Origin of the sequence: Chamaesiphon sp. (assembly GCF_041738855.1) — a bacterium.
Classification (GTDB): domain Bacteria; phylum Cyanobacteriota; class Cyanobacteriia; order Cyanobacteriales; family Chamaesiphonaceae; genus Chamaesiphon.
In genome coordinates this window covers 1-19962 of record NZ_JBGSPA010000022.1, presented here as the reverse complement: position 1 = coordinate 19962, position 19962 = coordinate 1, and the positions used below count along the sequence as shown (strand labels likewise).

Genomic DNA, 19962 nt, shown 5'->3' with positions numbered 1-19962 from the left:
AACTTGGAAAATCATTACAATAACCTGAGTTTCTCCTGGCGGAGAGGCTATTGCAGGGCAAACGCTCCGCTACCGCCAACGGGTTAAGAAGAGACTAGAGACTGTTCGCCATCCCTAAATTGCGCTTAATTGTCAAAAAATTACTTTCGCAAAGGTTTAGACCATGCTCTTTGTTATCGCATCATTGATTGTTACACATTTGGTCATTCCTGCCGTCTTCATGATTTCGCTGTGGCGATCGAAATTTCAGAGTAAACTTAATTGGTCGATTGCCCTGTTAACACTCACAGTTTATAGTATTCACATTTTTCTGATTGGGCGATGGGACTGGATAAGTTACTACGTCAGATTTTTATTACCGATCCTGTTTTTTATCGTAGCATTTCAGTCTTTCATCAAAGCAAAGTCCTTACCACTTTACCCGCCCAAAAAGTTTAAAAATTACCTCGATTTAGGAATCAATGTTCTGGTCACGATCCTATTTCTAGCTATTCTCAAGAGCTATATTCCTCAAGGTTATCTTTTTACTGGCGCACCTGTCGAACTGTCTTTTCCATTAAAGAATGGCACATATTATGTTGCACATGGCGGAAACAACCCCACTATCAATTATCACAACACTTATCCAACACAACAATATGCCTTGGATCTAATGAAACTAAACGTGCTAGGAGCCAGGGCGAATGGGTTTTCCCCGCAATCTTTGATCGATTATGCCATTTTTGGAGAAACTCTCTACAGCCCCTGCGATGGGACGATCTCTAGTCTAATCAACGATCTGCCTAATCTTGTTCCAGGTAAAAAAGATCGAAAAAACCCGGATGGCAATCATATTTTGCTCGGATGTAAAGGTGCCCAAATCACCATGGCTCATCTTCTCAAAGGTAGCATCACTAACCAAGTAGGATCGTTCGTGAAAACAGGAGATGCGATCGCCAAGATTGGCAACTCAGGCAACACTAGCGAACCCCATCTTCATATCCATGCCCAAACAGCGAACACCGGAAAATCGAGCTTAGATAGAGAAGGAGTACCTATTACCTTTGATGGCAAATTTCTGGTGAGAAATAGTGTGCTTTTTTTGTCACACTAATGCTGGCTTGTTTAGTCTGTACTTGCCGAAACGCCGCAAAAGTTGGAGAGATCTAATCTAAATTCTAGGCTGAAAGTCGCATCATACCCGATCGCGCTGCTTAGATCGACAGTGCGGAATATGTAATTGACGGTAGCATAAGCCAGTAGGGTGGGCAAAGTCTATCCGATCGGATAGACTTTGCCAACGCGCACGCCTTGGTTCACTTTGATTCGATTTACACCACGCAAGATCCCCCAGTTAAGACGCAACTTAATTTCTTTATCTCGATCGATCGAGGTGTGAGTGAAATAGGGGTTAAAAGTGGCATGAATACTCAAGGAGCGATTTGGCTTGACGTAGTAGCACGCGATCGTCAACTCAACTCTAATGGTGACGACCCGATCTTGAGTACTTTAGGTGATGCCGATTTCGACGAGCTGTGGTTGTTTGCCTTAGATATGGGTGATGGACTCAGTAGCAATGATTGTGCGGGCATCACTGCCTTTCACCGCAGTGGTGGGGGTATTTTAACCACCCGCGACCATCAAGATATGGGTATCTGTTTGTGCGGCTTGGGTGAGATTGGGGCACTCCACTTTTTCCAATCCAAACATCTCGATCCAGATACCTCGCATCATTGCATTGATGATACGGGCACTCCCACTATTTCTTGGCCCAACTATCATTCAGGGCGCAACGGCGACTATCAGCGGATTACGCCAGTCGAGCCAATTCATCCGCTGTTCCGCAATTCTGCTGCGCCAGAGGGCGCGATCGAGTTGTTTCCAGCCCACCCACATGAAGGAGCCGTCGGCGTTCCAGCCGGAAGTAAGGCACGGGTAATTGCCACTGGTACCAGTCAAACTACAGGACGATCGTTTAATTTGGTGGTTGTGCTCGACCGCCTTGGTGGCGCGCTTCGCGATCGAGCAGAGACAGCAGATGGCGAAACCGGACGAGTTATCGCTCAGTCAACCTTTCACCACTTTGCTGACTACAACTGGGATGTCTCGAAGGGATGTCCGAGCTTCGTAACAGAGCCAAAGGGAGACGGGATGCAAACAGAACCATCTGCGCTGGCTGATATTCATGCTTACGTGCGGAATTTAGTGGCTTGGCTAGCTCCTGTACCCTCGGAAATTATCCCCAATGCCCGACTCCAAACCCTCGATCGGGTTAGCACCTGCAAATAATAAAGTTTTAACTATAAATACTAGTCTTAAAGCTTAATTGGTGGATCTTGAGTGGTGAGATTTGGATGAATCTTTTAAACTGAATATATAGCAAAAAAAGTTGTCATCGACCATACCAACAGGAGCGTGTCGAGATGGAGAAAGGGAGATTAACAGCATTCAGTGATGGTGTCATCGCCATTATCATCACGATTATGGTGTTGGAATTGAAAGTGCCTCACGCAGATAATTTGGCCGCATTGCGTCCGCTCATTCCCGTATTTCTGAGCTACATCCTGAGCTTTATCTATTTGGGGATTTATTGGAACAACCACCACCATTTATTTCAGGTAGTGCAGTACGTCAATGGTCGAGTTTTGTGGTCTAATCTGCATTTATTATTCTGGCTGTCACTAATTCCTTTTGTCACTGCCTGGATGGGTGAAAATTACTTCACTGCCGTACCAGTTGCCTTTTATGGTGGTGTACTGCTGCTTTCCGCAATTGCTTATGCGCTCCTGACTGTGACTCTCATCGACCATCACGGCAAAGATTCGACGATCCCAACTGCCATCGGGAGAGACTTTAAGGGCAAGGTATCGTTGGCGATCTATGCCATCGCAATTCCCCTCGCTTTTGCTAATCGCATGGATTCACTAAATTCACTCACATCAGAGGTAATTAAATGATTACTACAGCTATCCACAAAATTCACGACCGCAATCTCCGAGGACATAGCAAAATCGGCTGGCTCGATAGCTGGCACACCTTTTCATTCAGCGGTTTTCAAGATCCAAATCGGATGGGGTTTCGTTCTTTGCGCGTCATTAATGACGACCGCGTGATTCCTGGTGCCGGATTTGGGATGCACGGACATCAAGATATGGAAATTCTCACCTATGTGTTAGCAGGAGAATTGGCACATAAAGATAGTCTGGGCACTGGCTCCGTCATTCGCCCTGGGGATGTCCAAATTATGAGTGCGGGGACGGGAATTCAACATAGTGAATTTAACTCGTCAGAGTCCAATCCAGTCCATCTCCTGCAAATTTGGATGCTACCCGATCGCAATAATATTACCCCGCGTTACGACCAACGCAATTTTCCATTAGCCGAAAAACAGGGGAAACTGCGGCTGGTTGGTTCCAAAGATGGACGAGATGGTTCGGTGGTAATTAATCAAGATATTAACCTTTACGTCTCGGTGCTATCAGCAGGCGATCTGGTGAAGTTTGAGGTCGCCCAAAATCGGTTCGCCTGGATTCAAGTCGCACGCGGGATCGTGACACTCAATGGCGAGTCATTGCGGGAAGGTGATGGGGTGCAAATCAACAGCTCAGAATTGCTGGAACTAAGCACCGAATCTAATGCTGAAATTTTGTTATTCGATCTGTCCTGAAACTTAACTTTCATAGCCATGATTGAAGATGCCGATCGACAAATTACTACTTGTCGATCGCGTAGCGTCCGCTTTGCAGAATCGGCATTTCCCAAGTGAAGTAAACATTTTAATTTACAGATGAGGAAGTCTCTATATGGTCATTTCCACTGGCAATCTGCCTGCTACAAGCATATTTCCTAGTTTGCCACTGGCATCATGGCAGGATACATATACTGTCCTGCACCTCTGGACTCAGATCGTCGGCAAAATTCGGCTGACACTATCTCCCAACATCAATCACTGGTGGCAATCGACTCTCTACGTGACTCCGCGTGGGTTAACTACTGGCACGATTCCTTACAAAACTCGCACTTTTGAAATCCGATTTGATTTTACCCTGAGTCAGTTGTGCATCGAAGCAAGCGATGGAGCGACCCAAAAAATTGACTTGGTAACGCGATCGGTATCAGAGTTTTATGATGCTGTAATGGCAGCATTAAAGGCAGTCGATATCGAAGTTTCAATTTGGACGATGCCCCAAGAAATTGCCGATCCGATCCCCTTCGATCGAGACGATCGACTTTTTGCTTACGATCCAGACTCTGCCCACAGATTTTGGCAGATTTTAGTTCAAGTCGATCGCATCATGACGATCTTTCGAGCAGACTTTATCGGTAAATCCAGTCCGGTACACTTTTTCTGGGGTAGTTTCGATCTCGCTGTTACCCGTTTTTCGGGACGAACTGCACCCCAACATCCTGGCGGAGTGCCTGGAATGGCTGACTGGGTAACGCGGGAAGCTTATTCCCATGAGGTCATTAGTTGCGGCTTCTGGGCGGGCGGTGGCGAGGTGACAGAGCCAGTTTTTTATGCCTACGCTTACCCCGAACCGGAGCGATTTTCAACTTACCCGATTCAGCCGCCAGAGGCGTTCTATCACCCTCAGATGCATGAGTTTATGTTGCCCTACGCAGCGGTGCGGCAAGCAGCCGATCCAGACGCGATGTTACTGACATTTTTCCAAAGCACCTACGAGGCGGCGGCAAATTTGGGTAACTGGGATCGCTCAGCTCTCGAACGCGCCTAGATCGGGGACAAGCCCCTGACGGGCTATGACAAGCGATCGCTCAGTGTGGGCATTGGGTTATTGATGAGCGTCCTGAAGAACTGACCCAACAGCTTCTGATGTTCTTCAGCCAATATCCGTAGCAGGACAAACGCATTTTATCCAAGCTGCCTTTGGAGTGGAAAAGGTTACGGTTTAAGGAATCCACTCTCAATACGGTTCGGATAAGCCCCCCAGCCCCCAATTCTGGGGGAGCCGGGGAAGTCCCCCAGAATTGGGGGATTTAGGGGGCGATTATCCTCGTTAGATCTACTAACCGAACCGTATTGGATCCACTCCCCCGTGCTAAAAACTGCGCCCGTAATTAAAACGGTATTAGTCATAATTTTTGCTCCTGATTTGACGATCGAATTATTCAGTTTCGCTGAACGATCGTTAATCGCCAAGTTGGTTTATCTCGATTTGAATCGGTTGCTTTCATTATTCAACTTTGATTCGATTTAGACCATGCAAGATCCACCAGTTAAGATGCAAGTTAATTTTTCGAGCGAAATAGTGGCTAGAAGCGGCATGAATACTCAAGGAGCAATTTGGCTTGACAGTAGATCGATTTGCGATCCCGAACAGATTAGATATATCGATCTAGCATCAATCTGCTATCGATTCCGCAAGGCGGAGGCTACGCCAACGAGTGTTAAGACGATCTATTCAAATTAAAGCTTAACTGGTGGATCTTGCGTGGTGAAATTTGAATGAGTCTTGCAAACTGAAGATATAGCAAAAAACTGTCATCAATAATTTATTAACCACTGGCAAACGACTAAGACAGACAGCAAATTAGGAGAAAATCCCATGACGAACTATGACTACATTATCATCGGTGGCGGATCCGCCGGCGCAGTGCTAGCCAATCGCCTGAGTGCCGATCCATCTCGCCGTGTCTTGCTGATCGAAGCGGGCAAGGCTTATCCCCCAAACGCCTATCCCGACCCAGTCCGCCGCCAGGACCTAGTGGGTGGCGATCCGCAGCACGACTGGGGCTTTTACAGCGAGCCTGGCATGTTGGGCAGAAGGCTTCAACTCAACCGCGGCAAGGTGCTGGGTGGCTCGTCTGCCATCAACGGCGCAGTGGCGATGCGGGTGCCGAAATACGACCACGATCGCTGGGCCAAGGCGCATGACCTCGACGCCTTGAACTGGCAAAGCTCGCAGGCCTTCTATCGTTCGCTGGAGCGTACCTCCGGCACTGGCGGCGAGGGTCGCGACGGCCCTGTCCCCATCCACCAGCTTGGTGATGAAGAAGTCTCCGACCAGCATCGCGACTTCATCGCGTCGGCGCTGGCGGCGGGCTACAAGCGCACATCGGGTTTCACGACCGAGCAGCCGCTGGGCGTGGGTCCCTACGTGATGAACACCCGCATGGGTGTGCGGCTCAATACGGGAATGACCCTGTTGGGTGATGCAGTGCGCGCCCGGCCCAATCTGACCATCCGCGACGGGACGCTGGTCGATGCCGTGTTGATTGAGCATGGCCAGGCTCAAGGCGTCCGACTGGCCGGCGGTGCGATTGTCCTGGCCGGTGAAGTCATCCTGTCGGCTGGCACGTATGTCAGTCCGGCGATCCTGATGCGATCCGGCATTGGCCCCTCCGAGGTGCTTCGTGGCCTCGATATCCCGGTCGTGTCCGAACTGCCGGTCGGTCGCCGTCTGCAAGACCATCCGCTGGTTCCGACCGTCTGGTCTATTCGTAAGGAAGCCGTTGGGCTTGCGTATCCTCCCATTGGGGCAATGCTGTGGACGGCATCGCGCCACGCGACGAGCGGCGAGGCGGATCTGAACATCAGCACCGCGCCCATGCCCGACGGTGGGCAAACCTCGGACGGTGTGATGTTCCTGCTCTTTGCTGCGCTGGTGAGACCGCGTTCGCTGGGTTCCCTCACCATCGCCAGCCGAGATCCCCATGCCGCGCCCATCATCGATCTCGGCTTCCTGACGGACAGCGGCGATCGCGAGCGATTGGTCGATGGTATCGAAGTCATCCGGAACATCGCGCGTCAGCAGCCCTTTGCCAGCATGGTGGGTGCAGAACTATCGCCGGGCGCGGCAAAGCGCGACCGCGCATCGCTCGACGCCATACTGGCCGACGCTGTGCAGAGCTATGCGCATCCGACTTCCACGGTTCCCATGGGCGGATCGCGCGATGCCGGAGCCGTGGTGGATATTGACGGGCGCGTTCGTGGCGTCAAGAGCCTGCGAGTCGTCGATGCCTCGATCTGGCCTGACGTGCCCTCCGTCGCAACGGGGTTCCCGACCATGATGCTGGCCGAAAGCATCGCTGCCCGGATGGGCTAAGAGTAGGGTGGGCAGTAGCTGTTGATTTAGCCTTCATCCTCTGTGGGTCGAGTGTTGAGACGATCGATTCAAATTAAAGCCTAACTGGGGGATCTTGCGTGGTGCAATTTAGATGAGTCTTGCAAACTGAAGACATAGCAAAAAAACTGTTATCGACAATTTATGAACTGCTAGCAAAAGACTAAGACAGATAGTAAATCAGGAGAAGTTTATGACGAACTATGACTACATTATCATCGGTGCTGGGTCGGCAGGCTGTGTGCTGGCCAACCGTCTGACAGCAGATAGTGACACAACCGTCTTATTACTCGAAGCGGGCAACCCAGCTACCAAACCAGAGATTCACAGCCCGTCAGCAACCTTGAGCCTACTAGGGTCTGAAGTGGATTGGGGCTACTTCTCCGAACCAGAACCATACCTAAACAACCGCAAAATCTATTGTCCCCGTGGCAAAGTTTTGGGTGGCAGCAGTGCGATTAATTTCATGCTTTATAGCCGGGGCAATGCTCACGATTACGATCGCTGGCAGGCATTGGGAAATCCTGGTTGGAGCTACGCGGAGATGTTGCCCTATTTCAAGAAATCCGAGCATCAGCAACGCGGAGCTGACGCATATCACGGGGTCAAGGGAGAGTTGAGCGTTACCGATCTTCCTGCTCCAGCAGTCATGTCTCAACGCTTTGTCGAGACAGCGGTAGCAATGGGCTATGAAGATAATCCTGACTTCAACGGCAGTCAACAAGAAGGGGCGGGCTTTTATCAATTTACGATTAAAGATGGCAAACGGCACAGTACCGCTGCGGCTTTTTTGCTTCCCATTCTCGCTCGTCCCAATTTGACAACCACAACAGGTGCGTTGGTGACGCGGTTGTTATTTGAGGGTACTCGCACCGTTGGGGTGGAATATATACATGAGGGCATATTGCATCAGGTCAAAATCAACCAGGAAGTGATTTTAAGTGCTGGAGCGTTCGATTCGCCCAAACTGCTGATGCTGTCGGGTATTGGCGATGCAGCACACCTGAAAGCCTTGGGCATTCCTGTCGTCGCCGATCTGCCTGGGGTCGGCCAAAATCTCCAAGATCACGTTCTCGTTCCGATTACCTACCAGTCAACTGCGGCTGTCCACCCTGCCAGCAGCAGTAGTGGGATCGGTGAAGCTGGGTTGTTCTTGCATAGCGAACATAACTTGGATGTTACGCCAGATTTACAGTGTTTTGCAGGCCCCATTCTGTGGGCACCACCTGGCTCTAACCGCTCTGGCCCAGGCTTCTTTGGGGTCGCCTCTTTGACCCACCCTCACAACATTGGCAGTGTATCTTTGCGTTCGTCCGATCTGCAAGATCCACCGATGATTCGGCTGAACTATCTGCACAGTGAAACAGATGTCCAAACCCTAGTTGTCGGGATTAAACGACTCCGCCAAATCTTTGAGACTCATGCCTTTGATGAATTTCAAGGGGTGGAGCTGGCTCCTGGTCTCGATCTGCAAAGTGATGAGGCGATCGCATCTTACATCCGAGGTGCTTGCGAGACGATGTACCATCCGGTCGGCACCTGCAAAATGGGATTTGACCCAATGGCAGTAGTAGAACCCGAATTACGGGTACATGGGATCGAAGGGTTGCGGGTGGTAGATGCTTCCATTATGCCCACGATCGTGACAGGCAATACGAATGCACCTACCATCGCGATCGCGGAAAAAGCCGCCGATTTAATTAAAGCTGCACATCACTTACAGCAAAGACTTTTAGCGTTGGCATAGTATATCCCCAACGCCAACACTATTAGGAAGATAAAAAATGATCCAAACAACCAACATAAAACTCCAGTCTCAAGGGCAATCCATCGCCCCCAGTCCTGAAATCCAGCGTCTGCATCTATTTGTGGGGACGTGGAAGACAGAAGGAGAAACTAACGCCAGCGTGGATGCCCCAGCCGTCAAGGTAACTGGAATGGACACTTATGAGTGGCTGGCTGGTAAGTTTTTCCTCGTTCACCGTGCGGATAGACAGATTGGCAATGAGCAGTTAAACACGCTCGAATTCATCGGTTACGATCCTTCGAGCCAGACATACACCTGTCACAGCTTCGATAGTCGCGGCAACTCCGATTTATTCCAAGCCAATTTCCGAGATCCCATTTGGACGATTGAGGGAAAATCATCGCGATTCACGGGCATGTTTGCGACTAGTGGTGACACTTTGACGGGCAAATGGGAGCAGTCCAGCGACGGTGTGAATTGGCTCCCTTGGATGGATGTGAAGTTGACGAAAATCTCATAGACGAGTTATTACCACGGATGCAGCGATTTTCACCCTTGTTGGCGAAGCCTCTCCCCTGGAGAAACATCACTGTATCCATTATCAAACATTGGGAAGCTCCAAACATGTCACGCAAAGCAATCGCTACAAAAGTCCAATCTCTACAGCCACCGCTCACCCCCAATCCCGAACTCCGTCGTCTGGATATATTTGTCGGCAAGTGGCATACAGAAGGGCTGTCTTATGGATCGGGACAGTCGAAGGAAAACCCCTATGACTCAGCCGTCCGGTGGTCGAGTGAGGAAACCTACGAGTGGCTAGCAGGTGGGTTCTTTCTCGTTCACCACTGTGATGGGCAAATCGGCGACGCACCGATAAATGCGATGGAGACGATTGGCTATGATGCCACAAGCCAGACATATCCCTCCCAGTTCTTTGACAATTATGGCGGAATTCATCTCGGTCATTGGAGTGTCCGTGATGGTGTTTGGTCATGTACCGCAACAGAATACCGCACCACATATACGTTTAGTAATGACTGTAATATCCTAGCTGTCCATTGGGAGTGGTTTGATGGAGAAGATTGGTTAGTCTGGGGTGATTTGAAGGCAACTAAGGTTGAGTAGGCGTTGCTCTCTAACCGCTCGAAACTCAACACCAGTGGATTCTATCAGCAGTCCGATGCACAAGCAGTAGAACATTAGTAAATCTGGAACTCAGTTTATAGCAGCATAGTAATTTCTACATATGTAGTGAAGTCATCGGTCAACCTATCGATCGCTTAATATTTCTATTTGTTTTTACAGGTAATCACATATCTATTTGGTGTTTGCTTAATTGGTGCTAATCCCCAGTTTTAGACCACTTGATGGCAAGATGATTGTCTACCGAACAGACTCCTTGAGCAGCCCAGGCGACTCGTTCGGCTTCCTCGCGCTGGGTAAGCGTCGGAACTGTGCCGTGGAGCATTACCTTGTTGCCAGCAATCTCGATGCGGATCTGTTTGGCATCCAAAAGAGCGTTACGAGCGAATGCCGCTTCAATATCCATACCGACTGCGGGGATTTTAGCGGTGGATTTTATCGCGATCGAATTAGACACTCCACAAACGCCCGATAGGTGCCGCACGGCGACTTCCGCTGCATTCTTCTGATACCACCACTCCACTTCGCCCTCTAGGATGACCCAACCGTTCCGAATAACGATCTCGACAGTTCCGGTGGTAATTGTCGTACACCAGGCGATTTGGTGAGCGGCGGCGGCAGCGATCTCGCTGTCAATGCGGTGGTTGGCATCAGGGATATGAAGTTCGATGTCGTCGGCGATCGCGACTACCCCTTATTTAAGGTATTAATCATTTATTTTCCCAATATTTTAGGTGATTTATTAATTAGATTCTGCGCGACTATCTATTCCAACTTTATGACCATTTTGTCCATATTTTTACCTTTAAATAAATCGATAAAATCCACATAAGTAGCTAGACATCATTAAAGTGACAATGACGAAATCGCCCTCACCCCGCCCTCACCTGCGGCTCTGGCTCCCGCTGGGGTGAGGGCAAAAGGCTGGCATCTCATATTTAATTCCGCCTAGCTACTTATCAGAGCGGCATCACATGATGAAAAGAAGTCAAATCAACATAACGATTCTGCTCGTCAACGATGTGAATAATATCTACTAATTGGTGATTGAGGATGATGCTATTTGCACCGTATGTATGGCGAGCATGGACATTTTGAGAGACAGTTTCATCGATACCGCTCAATGAAACAATAATCTGGGACTGAGACTCAGCCAGCGACTCAGCCGAAAAACCATACAGGGGACTTTGCTCGTCAATCGGGTGCATCAATGTCCACGACAGTGAAAAAGTGGGATTGTACGATCGCAATACCTGTAATTCATAGAATCGCCGGATGTGGTGTCCGTCGGCGGTAACTTCATCTCGACTGAGGGAGAGCGTCACCCGTGCTTCGAGAATTTGGTTCCGCCGTTGATTGGCAGTGCGTAACATTAAGGTAGGCAGATTATTCTGGGGCATAACTACTGCAAACTTGCTAAACATCACCTTGGCAGTGGGACGGGAAAAGCGGGCAAAGCTAAGTCCCGTCAATAAGGCGATCGCCAATAGACCAGCGATCGCTTCAATTACAACTATGTAGTTAGCATAGGTAGTTTTCGGTGACAATACTCCATAGCCAATCCCCGCCAGAGTCTGAACGCTAAAGAAGAAAGCATCTGCAAAGGAGCCATTACTATTGACGATGCAATCTCCGCCTAGCAGGTACAGTCCCGCAAAGCCGATATTCAGGGCTAGGTAGAGCAGGGAAACGATTACCTCCGGTAGGCTACGCCAACGCAATGAAACCCACCCAAGGTAATGTCAGCATCAAATGGTAAGGCTCTTGCCAGTTGCTATACCATTTGTCTAATCCTTGAACCAAAAACAGCCCATCTTGAACCTTGATATGAATGCCGTTTTTTGAAGGCAAGTGCTGAAATCGACTGCTGGTTTTGGAGATTTTCATGTTCTGCCTTCACCTGCTAAATTAATTAAGCGATTCGGATCGCATCTGTTAAACGATTACCTCCGGTAGGCTATGCCAACGCTGCTGTTCGGCATTTCATTAGACTTTCTTTTATCATTTTGGCTCGTGGCAGAGTAGAACAATTCCACAGTCAAATGTCTTGCTTTTCACAAGGTTCAGATTTAGCTTATCTTCCAAGTTGTTAAATATCGTCATGCCTTTTCCTAACGCCACAGGATTAACAAAAAGATTGTATTCATCAATGAGTCCCTCCATGATTAAGAACGACACAAAACTGCCACCTCCATAGACAATGATGTCTTTACCAGATTGTTTTTTAAGTTGAGTGATTTCCTGCATACTGTCGCCCTTTGCTAGCTTTGTGTTTTCCCACTCTGCTTTTTCAAGTGTTCTTGAGAAAACGATTTTAGGTGTATCAACCATTTTATGAGCAAAAGCATCCGCCGTTTCTAGGTTGGCAATTCGAGATGCCCAATTAGGTATAAACCCTTGTGCGAGTTTACGTCCGAGGATAATGCAGTCAACGGGTTCGGTGATTTCATTGACATAGTTTTTCATCTCATCATCCCAGTCAAACACCATCCAGTCCATTTCACCATTCGTTCCTGCTACGAAGCCATCAATGGTTATTTGCATTTGTAATTTTAATTTTCTCATTTCAATTCTCCTAAGTTCGAGTTATTTATTTAAAGGCTCGATGCTACTGGCAATTTGCTTGTCACTGTGGGTTGGGTGGACTTTTTTGGAGCTAGTTTTAATTGGCTCTGGAGATCGATCGCATGAACGCCAATCAAGTTTGGTAGGATGATATTTGCCGCTCCAACGCGAGTAGCAGGGCCGATCCCGATCGATCTCATTCCACCTGCGATCGCTGCTTCAATCCCGACAGTGGCATCTTCTACCACCACACAGTGGGAGGGTTCGAGTCCCAACTGTTTAGCGGCGTATAGAAACACGTCTGGGGCTGGCTTAGGACGTGTGACACTATCACCATCCGCGATCGCATCCACCAGATTACCAATCCCTAATTTTTCAATTACAGTTCGGGCATTTTTACTCGCCGAACCGTTGGCGTAGCCTCTCGGAACGAGAATCGCAATTTTGAGTCCCGCTGTTCTGAGTTCTTGTAATAACTCGACAGCTCCTGGAAACATATCCTGGGGTGTAATACTTTCGATCGATTCCTGATAGTAACGATTTTTGCGCTCCATCATCTCCTCAAGTGCCGCTTCTGAGTACTGTCTGTCACCAACGATGTGCATCAGCGATTCACGACGAGCTACGCCGCGCAGGGCTTCATTTGCCTGTCTGTCAAATGGCAGTTTTTCCTCATCAGCCAGTCGTTGCCAAGCTCGATAATGATATTCGGCAGTATCTGTCAACACCCCATCGACATCGAAAATATACCCCTCAATTGTGGGAGCTGGAGCCAAGGCAGGTGATAGATCGAAGTTGTGCCAAGTGCCGTGCCAGTTTAATTTGAATTTAAGCCGAGTCCAATTTGGTGGCAGATGGGGATTCGCGACAGGGGCACGATCCGTCAGTTGGATACCTGCGAAGCCGAATACTACCGCTTGCCAGACACCGCCAGCCGAAGCCGCATGAATGCCATCGGCGGTGTTGCCACGAGTATCTTCGAGATCGACTAGGGCTGACTGCATAAAGTCTTGATAAGCATCCGCTGTTGCACCCAGACGGCTGGCGAGGATCGCGTGAATGGACGGACAGAGGGATGAGCCATAGGTGCTGTCGGTGCGCGGCGCATAGTAGTCCCAATTCTTTTGGAGGATTTCAGTTGAGACTTCTGGGGTGTCTCGCAGCAAGTAAAGCAGCATCAACACATCGGGCTGCTTGAGTACCTGCGTCTGATTCGTTTCATCCATGCCGAGGACAGCTTGAATCGATCGAGATCGCGGTTCGTAGTCGTTTAAATTAATATCCTTGAGTTGGAAAAATCCCTCAAATTGCTCGATTAGTCCGGTTTTAGCATCCTTGGGGATGTACATTTGGGTGGAGGTTGCCTCAATCCGCCACCCTCGCGCTGGCGTGGGATGTAGGCTACTATGCAGTTCGCTCATTCGCGCTGGAAAGTGCTGCTGCAACCAAGCATAGACGGCAATTGCTTTTTCTAGATGCCACTGCACCAGCCGATTGGTGTAGGCATTATTATTCACCTGCTCGTGGTATTCATCGGCTCCGATGACCCCACGGATTTCATACCGTTCGCGTCTGGCATTCCAGTCCACCCGACTCATCCAGAACCGAGCAGTATCGAGGATAATTTCGGCTCCATAGTCACGCATCCAGATATCATCGCCCGTTGCTTGCCAGTATTGCCAGATAGCATAGGCAATGTCCGAGCTGATATGAATCTCCCTATTGCGACTCCATAATCGCACAGCTTCGGCATAAGGATCTGACAAAATCGACCAGCGGGGGGTCATCTCATCGCCAGTGGCAGCACTTTCCCAGGCAAACATCGCCCCTTGATACCCACTACTTGCTGCTTTGCGCCGCGCTCCATCCAAAGTCTTATAGCGGTAAGTCAACAAGCTCCGGGCGACATCAGGTTGCGTCAGGGTGAAAAAGGGGAGGATAAATATTTCGGTATCCCAAAAGACGTGCCCGCGATAACCCAGTCCCGACAGTGTTTTGGCGGGAACGCTGACTCGATTGTTATCCGAGCAGTCACCAGTGATGTGGGGGCAGGCACTAATTAAGAGTTGAAACAGGTTGTAGCGCACTGCTAACTGCGCCTGAATATCGCCCTCAATCTCGACATCGCAGGCTTGCCAAACTTCTTGCCACGCCATCTTATGCGCTTCGAGCAGCACTGCATAAGCTGGCAAATCGGCTAATTGAGTTTGAGCTGCGTGAGCTGGTAGTTCCGCATCCTGGGATGTAAATAAGGTCACAACCTTTTCCACGCCTACGGTCTGCCCTGCTGCCGCGTTAAAAGCGATCGTCAAGGTGGGACTGTCGAGTGGATTCGTCACCTGCGACAACGCATCGGAGCCAATCGCCGTCATTTTCGCCGCCATACCGAGTTCGATCTTTGAACTGCGGGTGCGAAGCTGGAGCCAAATTCTTTGCTCCATCGATCCTCGATCGATCTGCTCCCAATGGTTCAAGCCGTTGTTATCGGGATAAGCATTAATGCTAGATTGAATCTCAATCGTGCCATCAAAATCGATCGACGTAATCTGACACCGCAACCCCAAGACCTCCCGATCTGCCAAACTCGCAAACCGATCGAACTGTAAATCTACAGTATTTCCCATCGGACTCCGCCAGCGGATCGATCGACTCAGGATCCCGTGCTGTAAGTCCAACTGCCGCTCGTAATGGAGAATTTCGCCGCGATCTAATCGAAACCGCTCTCCGTTAACCACGATCGTTAATGACAGCCAATCAGGACAATTTGCCAGTTCGGTATAAACCCCAGGCACATCGTCATATACGCCATGCACCAAGGTCGCTGGCAACGCATGAGGATAGCCTTCCTCAAAGCTGCCCCGCGTGCCTAAATAACCATTGCCGATCGTAAATACGGCTTCTCTAGCGCGTAATTTTGCGGGGTCAAATTCAGGCTCGATTAATGTCCAGTCGGTGTAAATTAGATCGGCTTGGCGGGTGAGAGTATTCATGCTGTTGGAGATAAGTCAGATAATTCAGCGGTTGAAACCGCTGCTAGTGTTGCAAAACCCGCCTACGCGGGTTAAAAATCTTAGTCTTAGGAATGAGGATTTAATAATATACATATCTGCTCTCATGCCGACCTTTGGTAGGGGCAATTCATGAATTGCCCCTACCAAAGGAGGAATTGCAAGTTATTTAATCCTCATTCCTTAGTCCGCGTAGGCGGACTTTGCATCATGAGCGGCGGTTTGCGTCGCGCGCTCGTCGGGTCTCCCGACGGTTTGCGGATGGAATCGCGCTGAGGCTTCCTCAGCGTGCGTTCCACCAAGCAAGCGCGACAAGACACAACCGCTGACTAACCTCGAAGTAGGTAATCGACTCAAGCGGCTTGCTTTACCCAGTCATGCTCGCGTAAATAGGATTCAAAGTCAGTCGGTGCGGGGAAATCACGTTTTAACTGTGCCAGATCTGCGCCGTAACCGACGTTTTCAAACCAGCGATACATCGTGGTCATTTCCTCACCAGCTTGCTGCTCGAATGCTGCAAATGGAATTTGTTGGTAGGCGACATTTTTGCCTAAAACGCGCGTAAATGCCGCTGCAACTTCTGGCATCGTCATCTCCCCGCTGGCGACTTCAATCGCGCGATTGGCAAAATCTGTGAACCGAGCGAATACCTCGGACACCATTTCGCCATAATCTTCTTCGGACAGTTGTTGCAATTTAGTATCGGGACTGAGCGGTTGGGAGAGCGTTCCGGTTTCAACGATCCGCATCACGTTATAGTTGAACAGGAAGAACACCGGACGCAAAATCGTGTACGGTAAACCACTAGCGCGGACATATTCTTCGATTTGAAACTTGCTATCGAAATGTGGCACGCCAGTTTTACGTTCCGCACTACCTACCGAACTGTAGACAAAATGCCCAATGCCCATCGCTTTGGCAACGTCCACTAGAGCCTTGCCCTCACGGATTTCAGCTTCGATGCCATCATTGAGTCCCTGCATCGAAAAAACGCCATAAACATTTTGCAAAGCGTGTTCGAGTGAAGCCTGCTGGTCGAGATCGCCGACGCGAAGTTCTGCACCCAATCGGTGGAGCGATTGAGCTGCGGGCGTGTGTTGGTCGCGCACTAAGGCACGAACTTGGAAGTTTCCGCGTTTTAACAGATGATGAGCCACCGCGCTACCTTGATGTCCAGTTGCACCAGTAACGAGAATTGTGCGATTTGAAGTTGCCATTTTATTTTCTGCGATCGTTAGTAAATGCTTGATGTCTGAGTTGTCGAGATCTAACTAGCTGAGAATTTGTTCGAGTTCGATGATATTGCCGTCTGGATCGCGAATACAGGCGGTGAGAAACCCGCCCGTTAGCCCTTCCTCTGGGAATTGCCAAGGACGGCTAAAGATGGGAACTCCTTTGGCTTTCAACTGGAGAATCGCGTCATCGAGATCGGGCACGGCAAAGGTTAAAATCATCTTGGCATCGCGACGTTGGCGTAGCCTACCGGAGGTAATCGTATATTGCTGTTTCGATCGGATCGATGTAGTCTTTCAACCGCGATTCTCGTTCCGAGAGGCTACGCCAACGATTGAGAATCGTAATTTTAGTTGCGCCTGCATCGAGCGGCGGCGGCTAGAGAACCAATCCCACCACCCAATAGATATGCTTTAGATTCAGTACCCATCTTAATTAGCTCCCTAAAATGCTTAGCTTACGAGCAGCTAAACTCCATCAAAAAAAAGATTGATGAAAATACTTTCTCCGCCCGTTGTGATGTCTTCCAGGATCTGGCGAAGGTGATATTATGGTTCGACTGGTTGTAACTTTACTAATGTTTTTGTCCCAGCAGCGTCACTAATCCAGACTGCCAGCATCCGTCCGCTTTCGCTTTGTCCTGTCATCACTTCAGTTGGTGCATCGACAGTATGTGCGTAAGTTACCTCATTTTTACCTGTTTCAATTACCAAATCGTTGCCCTTGCCAGGACGATCGTAAACCATCGCCATCAAAGGTGCATTCTGAATCAATTCTTCATCACCGAGTTCGGAATTGATGATTTCAATTGAGATATATCGTCCCCGATTACCATCAGAAAATTGGTCGAAGAATTCACCCCATCGTTCCTGTGGCACAGATTTAGTTAGTTCAATTTGATTTAGCATAGTTTTTTTAGTATTGATATAGTTGGCAGTTTCTAGCTAGTTCAGATCGTTGAAAGTATCTTGCGTAGTCAGATCGGCGATTGTCGCCTGCTGTGCAAGTGTGATTCGCAGTGTTATGGCTTCCCGTCATATCGCTTGGGATCTTTCTTTTGCTTCTTGGTTTCATCCAATGGTGCTTTGGGCTTTTTGGTTTCTTTATTGCCTTTTTTCTCTTTTGACATCACAGTCCTCTTTTTTTGGTAATAGTTTGGATGTTACTTATTTCTTAGTGGTGGAAATTGAGATTAGTGAGGTACTTGTAACACTAACTTGCCATGCGGTTTGGGTGCGATCGCCTCGGCATAGCCCAGTGCATACTCCGCATAAGCTCCCGAAAGCTGAAGATCGGCAATGCCATACACATCTTGTCCTGGGTATAGCGTCGTCACGCCACTACCCACTGCTGCCACTACGCCAGCAATGTCCTCACCGATAATTACGGGTAAAGGAAGATCGAGCATTTGCTTGAAGTAGCCCTCGCGAATCTTCCAGTCGATTAGGCAAAGCCTACGCTTCGCGAACGGGTTGACTCCCGCTGCATGGACGCGTACCAGTACTTGACCCGCTTGGGGTTCGGGACGCAAGACATCATCGTAGTGGAGATTTTCAACCCCGCCATAGGCATGAATGCGGATTGCTTTCATCGTTGTCACGATCGTGTCCTCCTAATTAATAAAATTAGTCTCAAAAGCATAAATTAGTAGTCGTAATAGGGGCAACTTATGAATTGCCTCTAGACATTTCCTATGCTGCTACTGACATACTATTGATAGTTTTTGCATATCGAAGCCTTGTCGTTGCAACTCCCGTACCACTGTTTCGGCTTCAGTGTGTGAGGGAAAATGAGCGACAATTGTATGTGTAGATGTCATGTTTTGTGTCCTCGACGTGAAGTGAATATTTGAATCAGTTACCCAATCGCTGCTAAGAGTGTTTTTTAGGATGTCGCACAGCAGCTTCGGTATCCATGCGGTTGCAAATTGCTGTTAAGGTAGCCTCTTTATACTTCTTCCATCATGGCCATTGCCAAGTAGACAGATGTAGCCGCATAGTCCTCAGCCTTTTCCGCCCGATGTTCGAGTTTCTTGATTTCACGACTCGCTTTCCACTCATCGACGCTCGATTTTACTTCAGATTCTTTATCCTCAAATTGAGTTTTGAGCTTGACTCGGTATTCATCAAATTCTTGTTTCTTGGCAGCTAGGCTAGCTTTGGCTTCATCGAGTTTCGATTAAATCTCAGCCTGATTTTTTTTCGTGGCAGATTTGATACTTTTATTAAGAGCTTTTGCCCGATCTTCAACTGCTTCTAGATTGTCATGAAGTTGACTAGTGAAGTTGTCGATTGCTGTACTCATGATGTTTTAGCCAATTTACTAAGTTTACAAAACTTGTTGTTAGTATTGTCATCGAAGAAAAAATTATGCTATTAAGTTGCCATCTGGCATCTAAGCTTTTGTGGTCAAATACTTCGATACCGGATGGCAACTAAAAAACTATTGGATGAATTTATAATGCGAATTTATTAACCTTCATCTTAAGCTATAGTTGTGAGGATTTCGTGAGGAAAATATTTTCGATTCACTATCATTGAAAATATTTTCCTTAATATTTAATTTATTATTGTATGACTTTTAATTATCACACATAATCAAAATGATCTAATCTGTCTGTCTACCGATCGACGGATTTTAATTATGATTTTTTAATCTAATTTCATTCAAAAGGGGTAGGTAAAACTAAAAGTAATCCAAAAAAGCTCCCAATTTGATGAGATCTTTATTTGAAGCAGAATTTGAGATAATTAGATCGCAGACTATGCGAACGAAATTCGCTCCCGTTTACTTTCGATTGAGGAAATAGACTCCAGACTCACTCCAATTAATTGGGCGACTCGAATAGCAGAGGTAATCGCACCACCGTGCAAACCGTCACCAAGATAGGCTCCCGCATGGTAGGTATAGTTCTCACCATTAGTCGCCACCACTTCATCGCGGTAGCGGAAGGATTCAGTGTTATACATCGGAGTGTGATGTGCTTGAGTGTGAATAATTTGCTACTGTCGGTGCAAAACCTGGATAGCCAGATGAAGCATTGCAGAAATAAAACCGCTCCCAATACGGTTCGGTTAGCTAGTTAGGTAGCGGTTGAAACCGCCACTAGTGATGCAAAGTCCGCCTTCGCGGACTGACAATATCTAAGAAAATGGACTTAACCGAACCGTATTGACAGTGATGGCAAGATTGTGACGATCGA

The 19962-nt window shown here is 48.4% G+C and carries 20 protein-coding genes and 1 pseudogene; 9 read left to right on the top strand and 12 right to left on the bottom strand.

All coding sequences use genetic code 11. From position 1 onward, the window contains the following. Positions 1-163: 163 nt before the first annotated feature. Positions 164-1093 (top strand): M23 family metallopeptidase, encoded by a 930-nt coding sequence (locus ACEW9I_RS03010; RefSeq protein ID WP_373538894.1) that lies wholly within the window; start codon positions 164-166, stop codon positions 1091-1093. 161 nt (positions 1094-1254) lie between these two features. Here ACEW9I_RS03010 and ACEW9I_RS03005 read toward each other — a convergent pair whose 3' ends face one another. Next, positions 1255-1413: a hypothetical protein gene (locus tag ACEW9I_RS03005; RefSeq protein ID WP_373538893.1), complete on the bottom strand. Its 159-nt coding sequence runs from the start codon at positions 1411-1413 to the stop codon at positions 1255-1257. Here ACEW9I_RS03005 and ACEW9I_RS03000 point away from each other — a divergent pair. The 8 genes from ACEW9I_RS03000 (at position 1402) to ACEW9I_RS02965 (ending at position 9936) form a co-directional block, all read left to right on the top strand. Then, complete coding sequence (locus tag ACEW9I_RS03000) at positions 1402-2268, top strand: hypothetical protein (protein WP_373538892.1); 867 nt, start codon at positions 1402-1404, stop codon at positions 2266-2268. The genes ACEW9I_RS03005 and ACEW9I_RS03000 overlap by 12 nt on opposite strands. A gap of 134 nt (positions 2269-2402) precedes the next feature. After that, entirely contained in the window at positions 2403-2936 is a 534-nt protein-coding gene (locus ACEW9I_RS02995; RefSeq protein ID WP_373538891.1) for a TMEM175 family protein, read from the top strand. Continuing rightward, the gene (locus ACEW9I_RS02990; RefSeq protein WP_373538890.1) at positions 2933-3646 is read left to right on the top strand and encodes a pirin family protein; all 714 of its coding nucleotides are present in this window, start codon (positions 2933-2935) and stop codon (positions 3644-3646) included. Before ACEW9I_RS02995 ends, ACEW9I_RS02990 begins: the two co-directional genes overlap by 4 nt. 136 nt (positions 3647-3782) lie before the next feature. Next, positions 3783-4715: a DUF5996 family protein gene (locus ACEW9I_RS02985; protein ID WP_373538889.1), complete on the top strand. Its 933-nt coding sequence runs from the start codon at positions 3783-3785 to the stop codon at positions 4713-4715. Between the two features lie 831 nt (positions 4716-5546). After that, positions 5547-7046 carry a GMC family oxidoreductase gene (locus ACEW9I_RS02980; protein ID WP_373538888.1) on the top strand — a complete coding sequence of 500 codons (1500 nt, stop codon included), beginning with the start codon at positions 5547-5549 and terminating at the stop codon, positions 7044-7046. Between the two features lie 211 nt (positions 7047-7257). After that, positions 7258-8811 carry a GMC family oxidoreductase gene (locus ACEW9I_RS02975; protein WP_373538887.1) on the top strand — a complete coding sequence of 518 codons (1554 nt, stop codon included), beginning with the start codon at positions 7258-7260 and terminating at the stop codon, positions 8809-8811. Positions 8812-8848: 37 nt separating this feature from the next. Beyond that, the gene (locus ACEW9I_RS02970; protein WP_373538886.1) at positions 8849-9331 is read left to right on the top strand and encodes a DUF1579 family protein; all 483 of its coding nucleotides are present in this window, start codon (positions 8849-8851) and stop codon (positions 9329-9331) included. A gap of 104 nt (positions 9332-9435) precedes the next feature. Next, positions 9436-9936, top strand: a complete 501-nt coding sequence (locus ACEW9I_RS02965) for a DUF1579 family protein (protein ID WP_373538885.1) — start codon at positions 9436-9438, stop codon at positions 9934-9936. 217 nt (positions 9937-10153) lie between these two features. On the opposite strand, the gene ACEW9I_RS02960 is transcribed toward ACEW9I_RS02965, so the two are convergent. The 11 genes and pseudogenes from ACEW9I_RS02960 to ACEW9I_RS02910 form a co-directional block, all read right to left on the bottom strand. Next, positions 10154-10579 (bottom strand): BON domain-containing protein, encoded by a 426-nt coding sequence (locus tag ACEW9I_RS02960; protein ID WP_373538904.1) that lies wholly within the window; start codon positions 10577-10579, stop codon positions 10154-10156. Positions 10580-10913: 334 nt separating this feature from the next. After that, on the bottom strand, positions 10914-11675 hold the full coding sequence (locus ACEW9I_RS02955; RefSeq protein ID WP_373538884.1) for an ion channel: 762 nt from the start codon (positions 11673-11675) through the stop codon (positions 10914-10916). Further along, positions 11662-11841 carry a hypothetical protein gene (locus tag ACEW9I_RS02950; protein WP_373538883.1) on the bottom strand — a complete coding sequence of 60 codons (180 nt, stop codon included), beginning with the start codon at positions 11839-11841 and terminating at the stop codon, positions 11662-11664. The genes ACEW9I_RS02955 and ACEW9I_RS02950 overlap by 14 nt, the downstream gene beginning before the upstream one ends. A 114-nt stretch (positions 11842-11955) precedes the next feature. Further along, positions 11956-12519, bottom strand: coding sequence for a dihydrofolate reductase family protein (locus ACEW9I_RS02945; RefSeq protein WP_373538882.1), 564 nt, complete (start codon positions 12517-12519; stop codon positions 11956-11958). 29 nt (positions 12520-12548) lie between these two features. Further along, the gene (gene pgmB / locus ACEW9I_RS02940; RefSeq protein WP_373538881.1) at positions 12549-15509 is read right to left on the bottom strand and encodes a beta-phosphoglucomutase; all 2961 of its coding nucleotides are present in this window, start codon (positions 15507-15509) and stop codon (positions 12549-12551) included. Between the two features lie 371 nt (positions 15510-15880). After that, positions 15881-16744 (bottom strand): NmrA/HSCARG family protein, encoded by an 864-nt coding sequence (locus ACEW9I_RS02935; protein WP_373538880.1) that lies wholly within the window; start codon positions 16742-16744, stop codon positions 15881-15883. 54 nt (positions 16745-16798) lie between these two features. Further along, entirely contained in the window at positions 16799-16981 is a 183-nt protein-coding gene (locus ACEW9I_RS02930) for a VOC family protein (RefSeq protein WP_373538879.1), read from the bottom strand. Positions 16982-17308: 327 nt separating this feature from the next. Further along, entirely contained in the window at positions 17309-17668 is a 360-nt protein-coding gene (locus ACEW9I_RS02925; protein WP_373538878.1) for a DUF5335 family protein, read from the bottom strand. Between the two features lie 284 nt (positions 17669-17952). Further along, positions 17953-18351 carry an alcohol dehydrogenase catalytic domain-containing protein gene (locus tag ACEW9I_RS02920; RefSeq protein ID WP_373538903.1) on the bottom strand — a complete coding sequence of 133 codons (399 nt, stop codon included), beginning with the start codon at positions 18349-18351 and terminating at the stop codon, positions 17953-17955. A 587-nt stretch (positions 18352-18938) separates the two neighbouring features. Then, positions 18939-19064 (bottom strand): hypothetical protein, encoded by a 126-nt coding sequence (locus ACEW9I_RS02915; protein WP_373538877.1) that lies wholly within the window; start codon positions 19062-19064, stop codon positions 18939-18941. 458 nt (positions 19065-19522) lie between these two features. Beyond that, positions 19523-19762, bottom strand: a pseudogene (locus ACEW9I_RS02910) (amine oxidase); the annotation flags it as partial. Between the last annotated feature and the right edge of the window lie 200 nt (positions 19763-19962).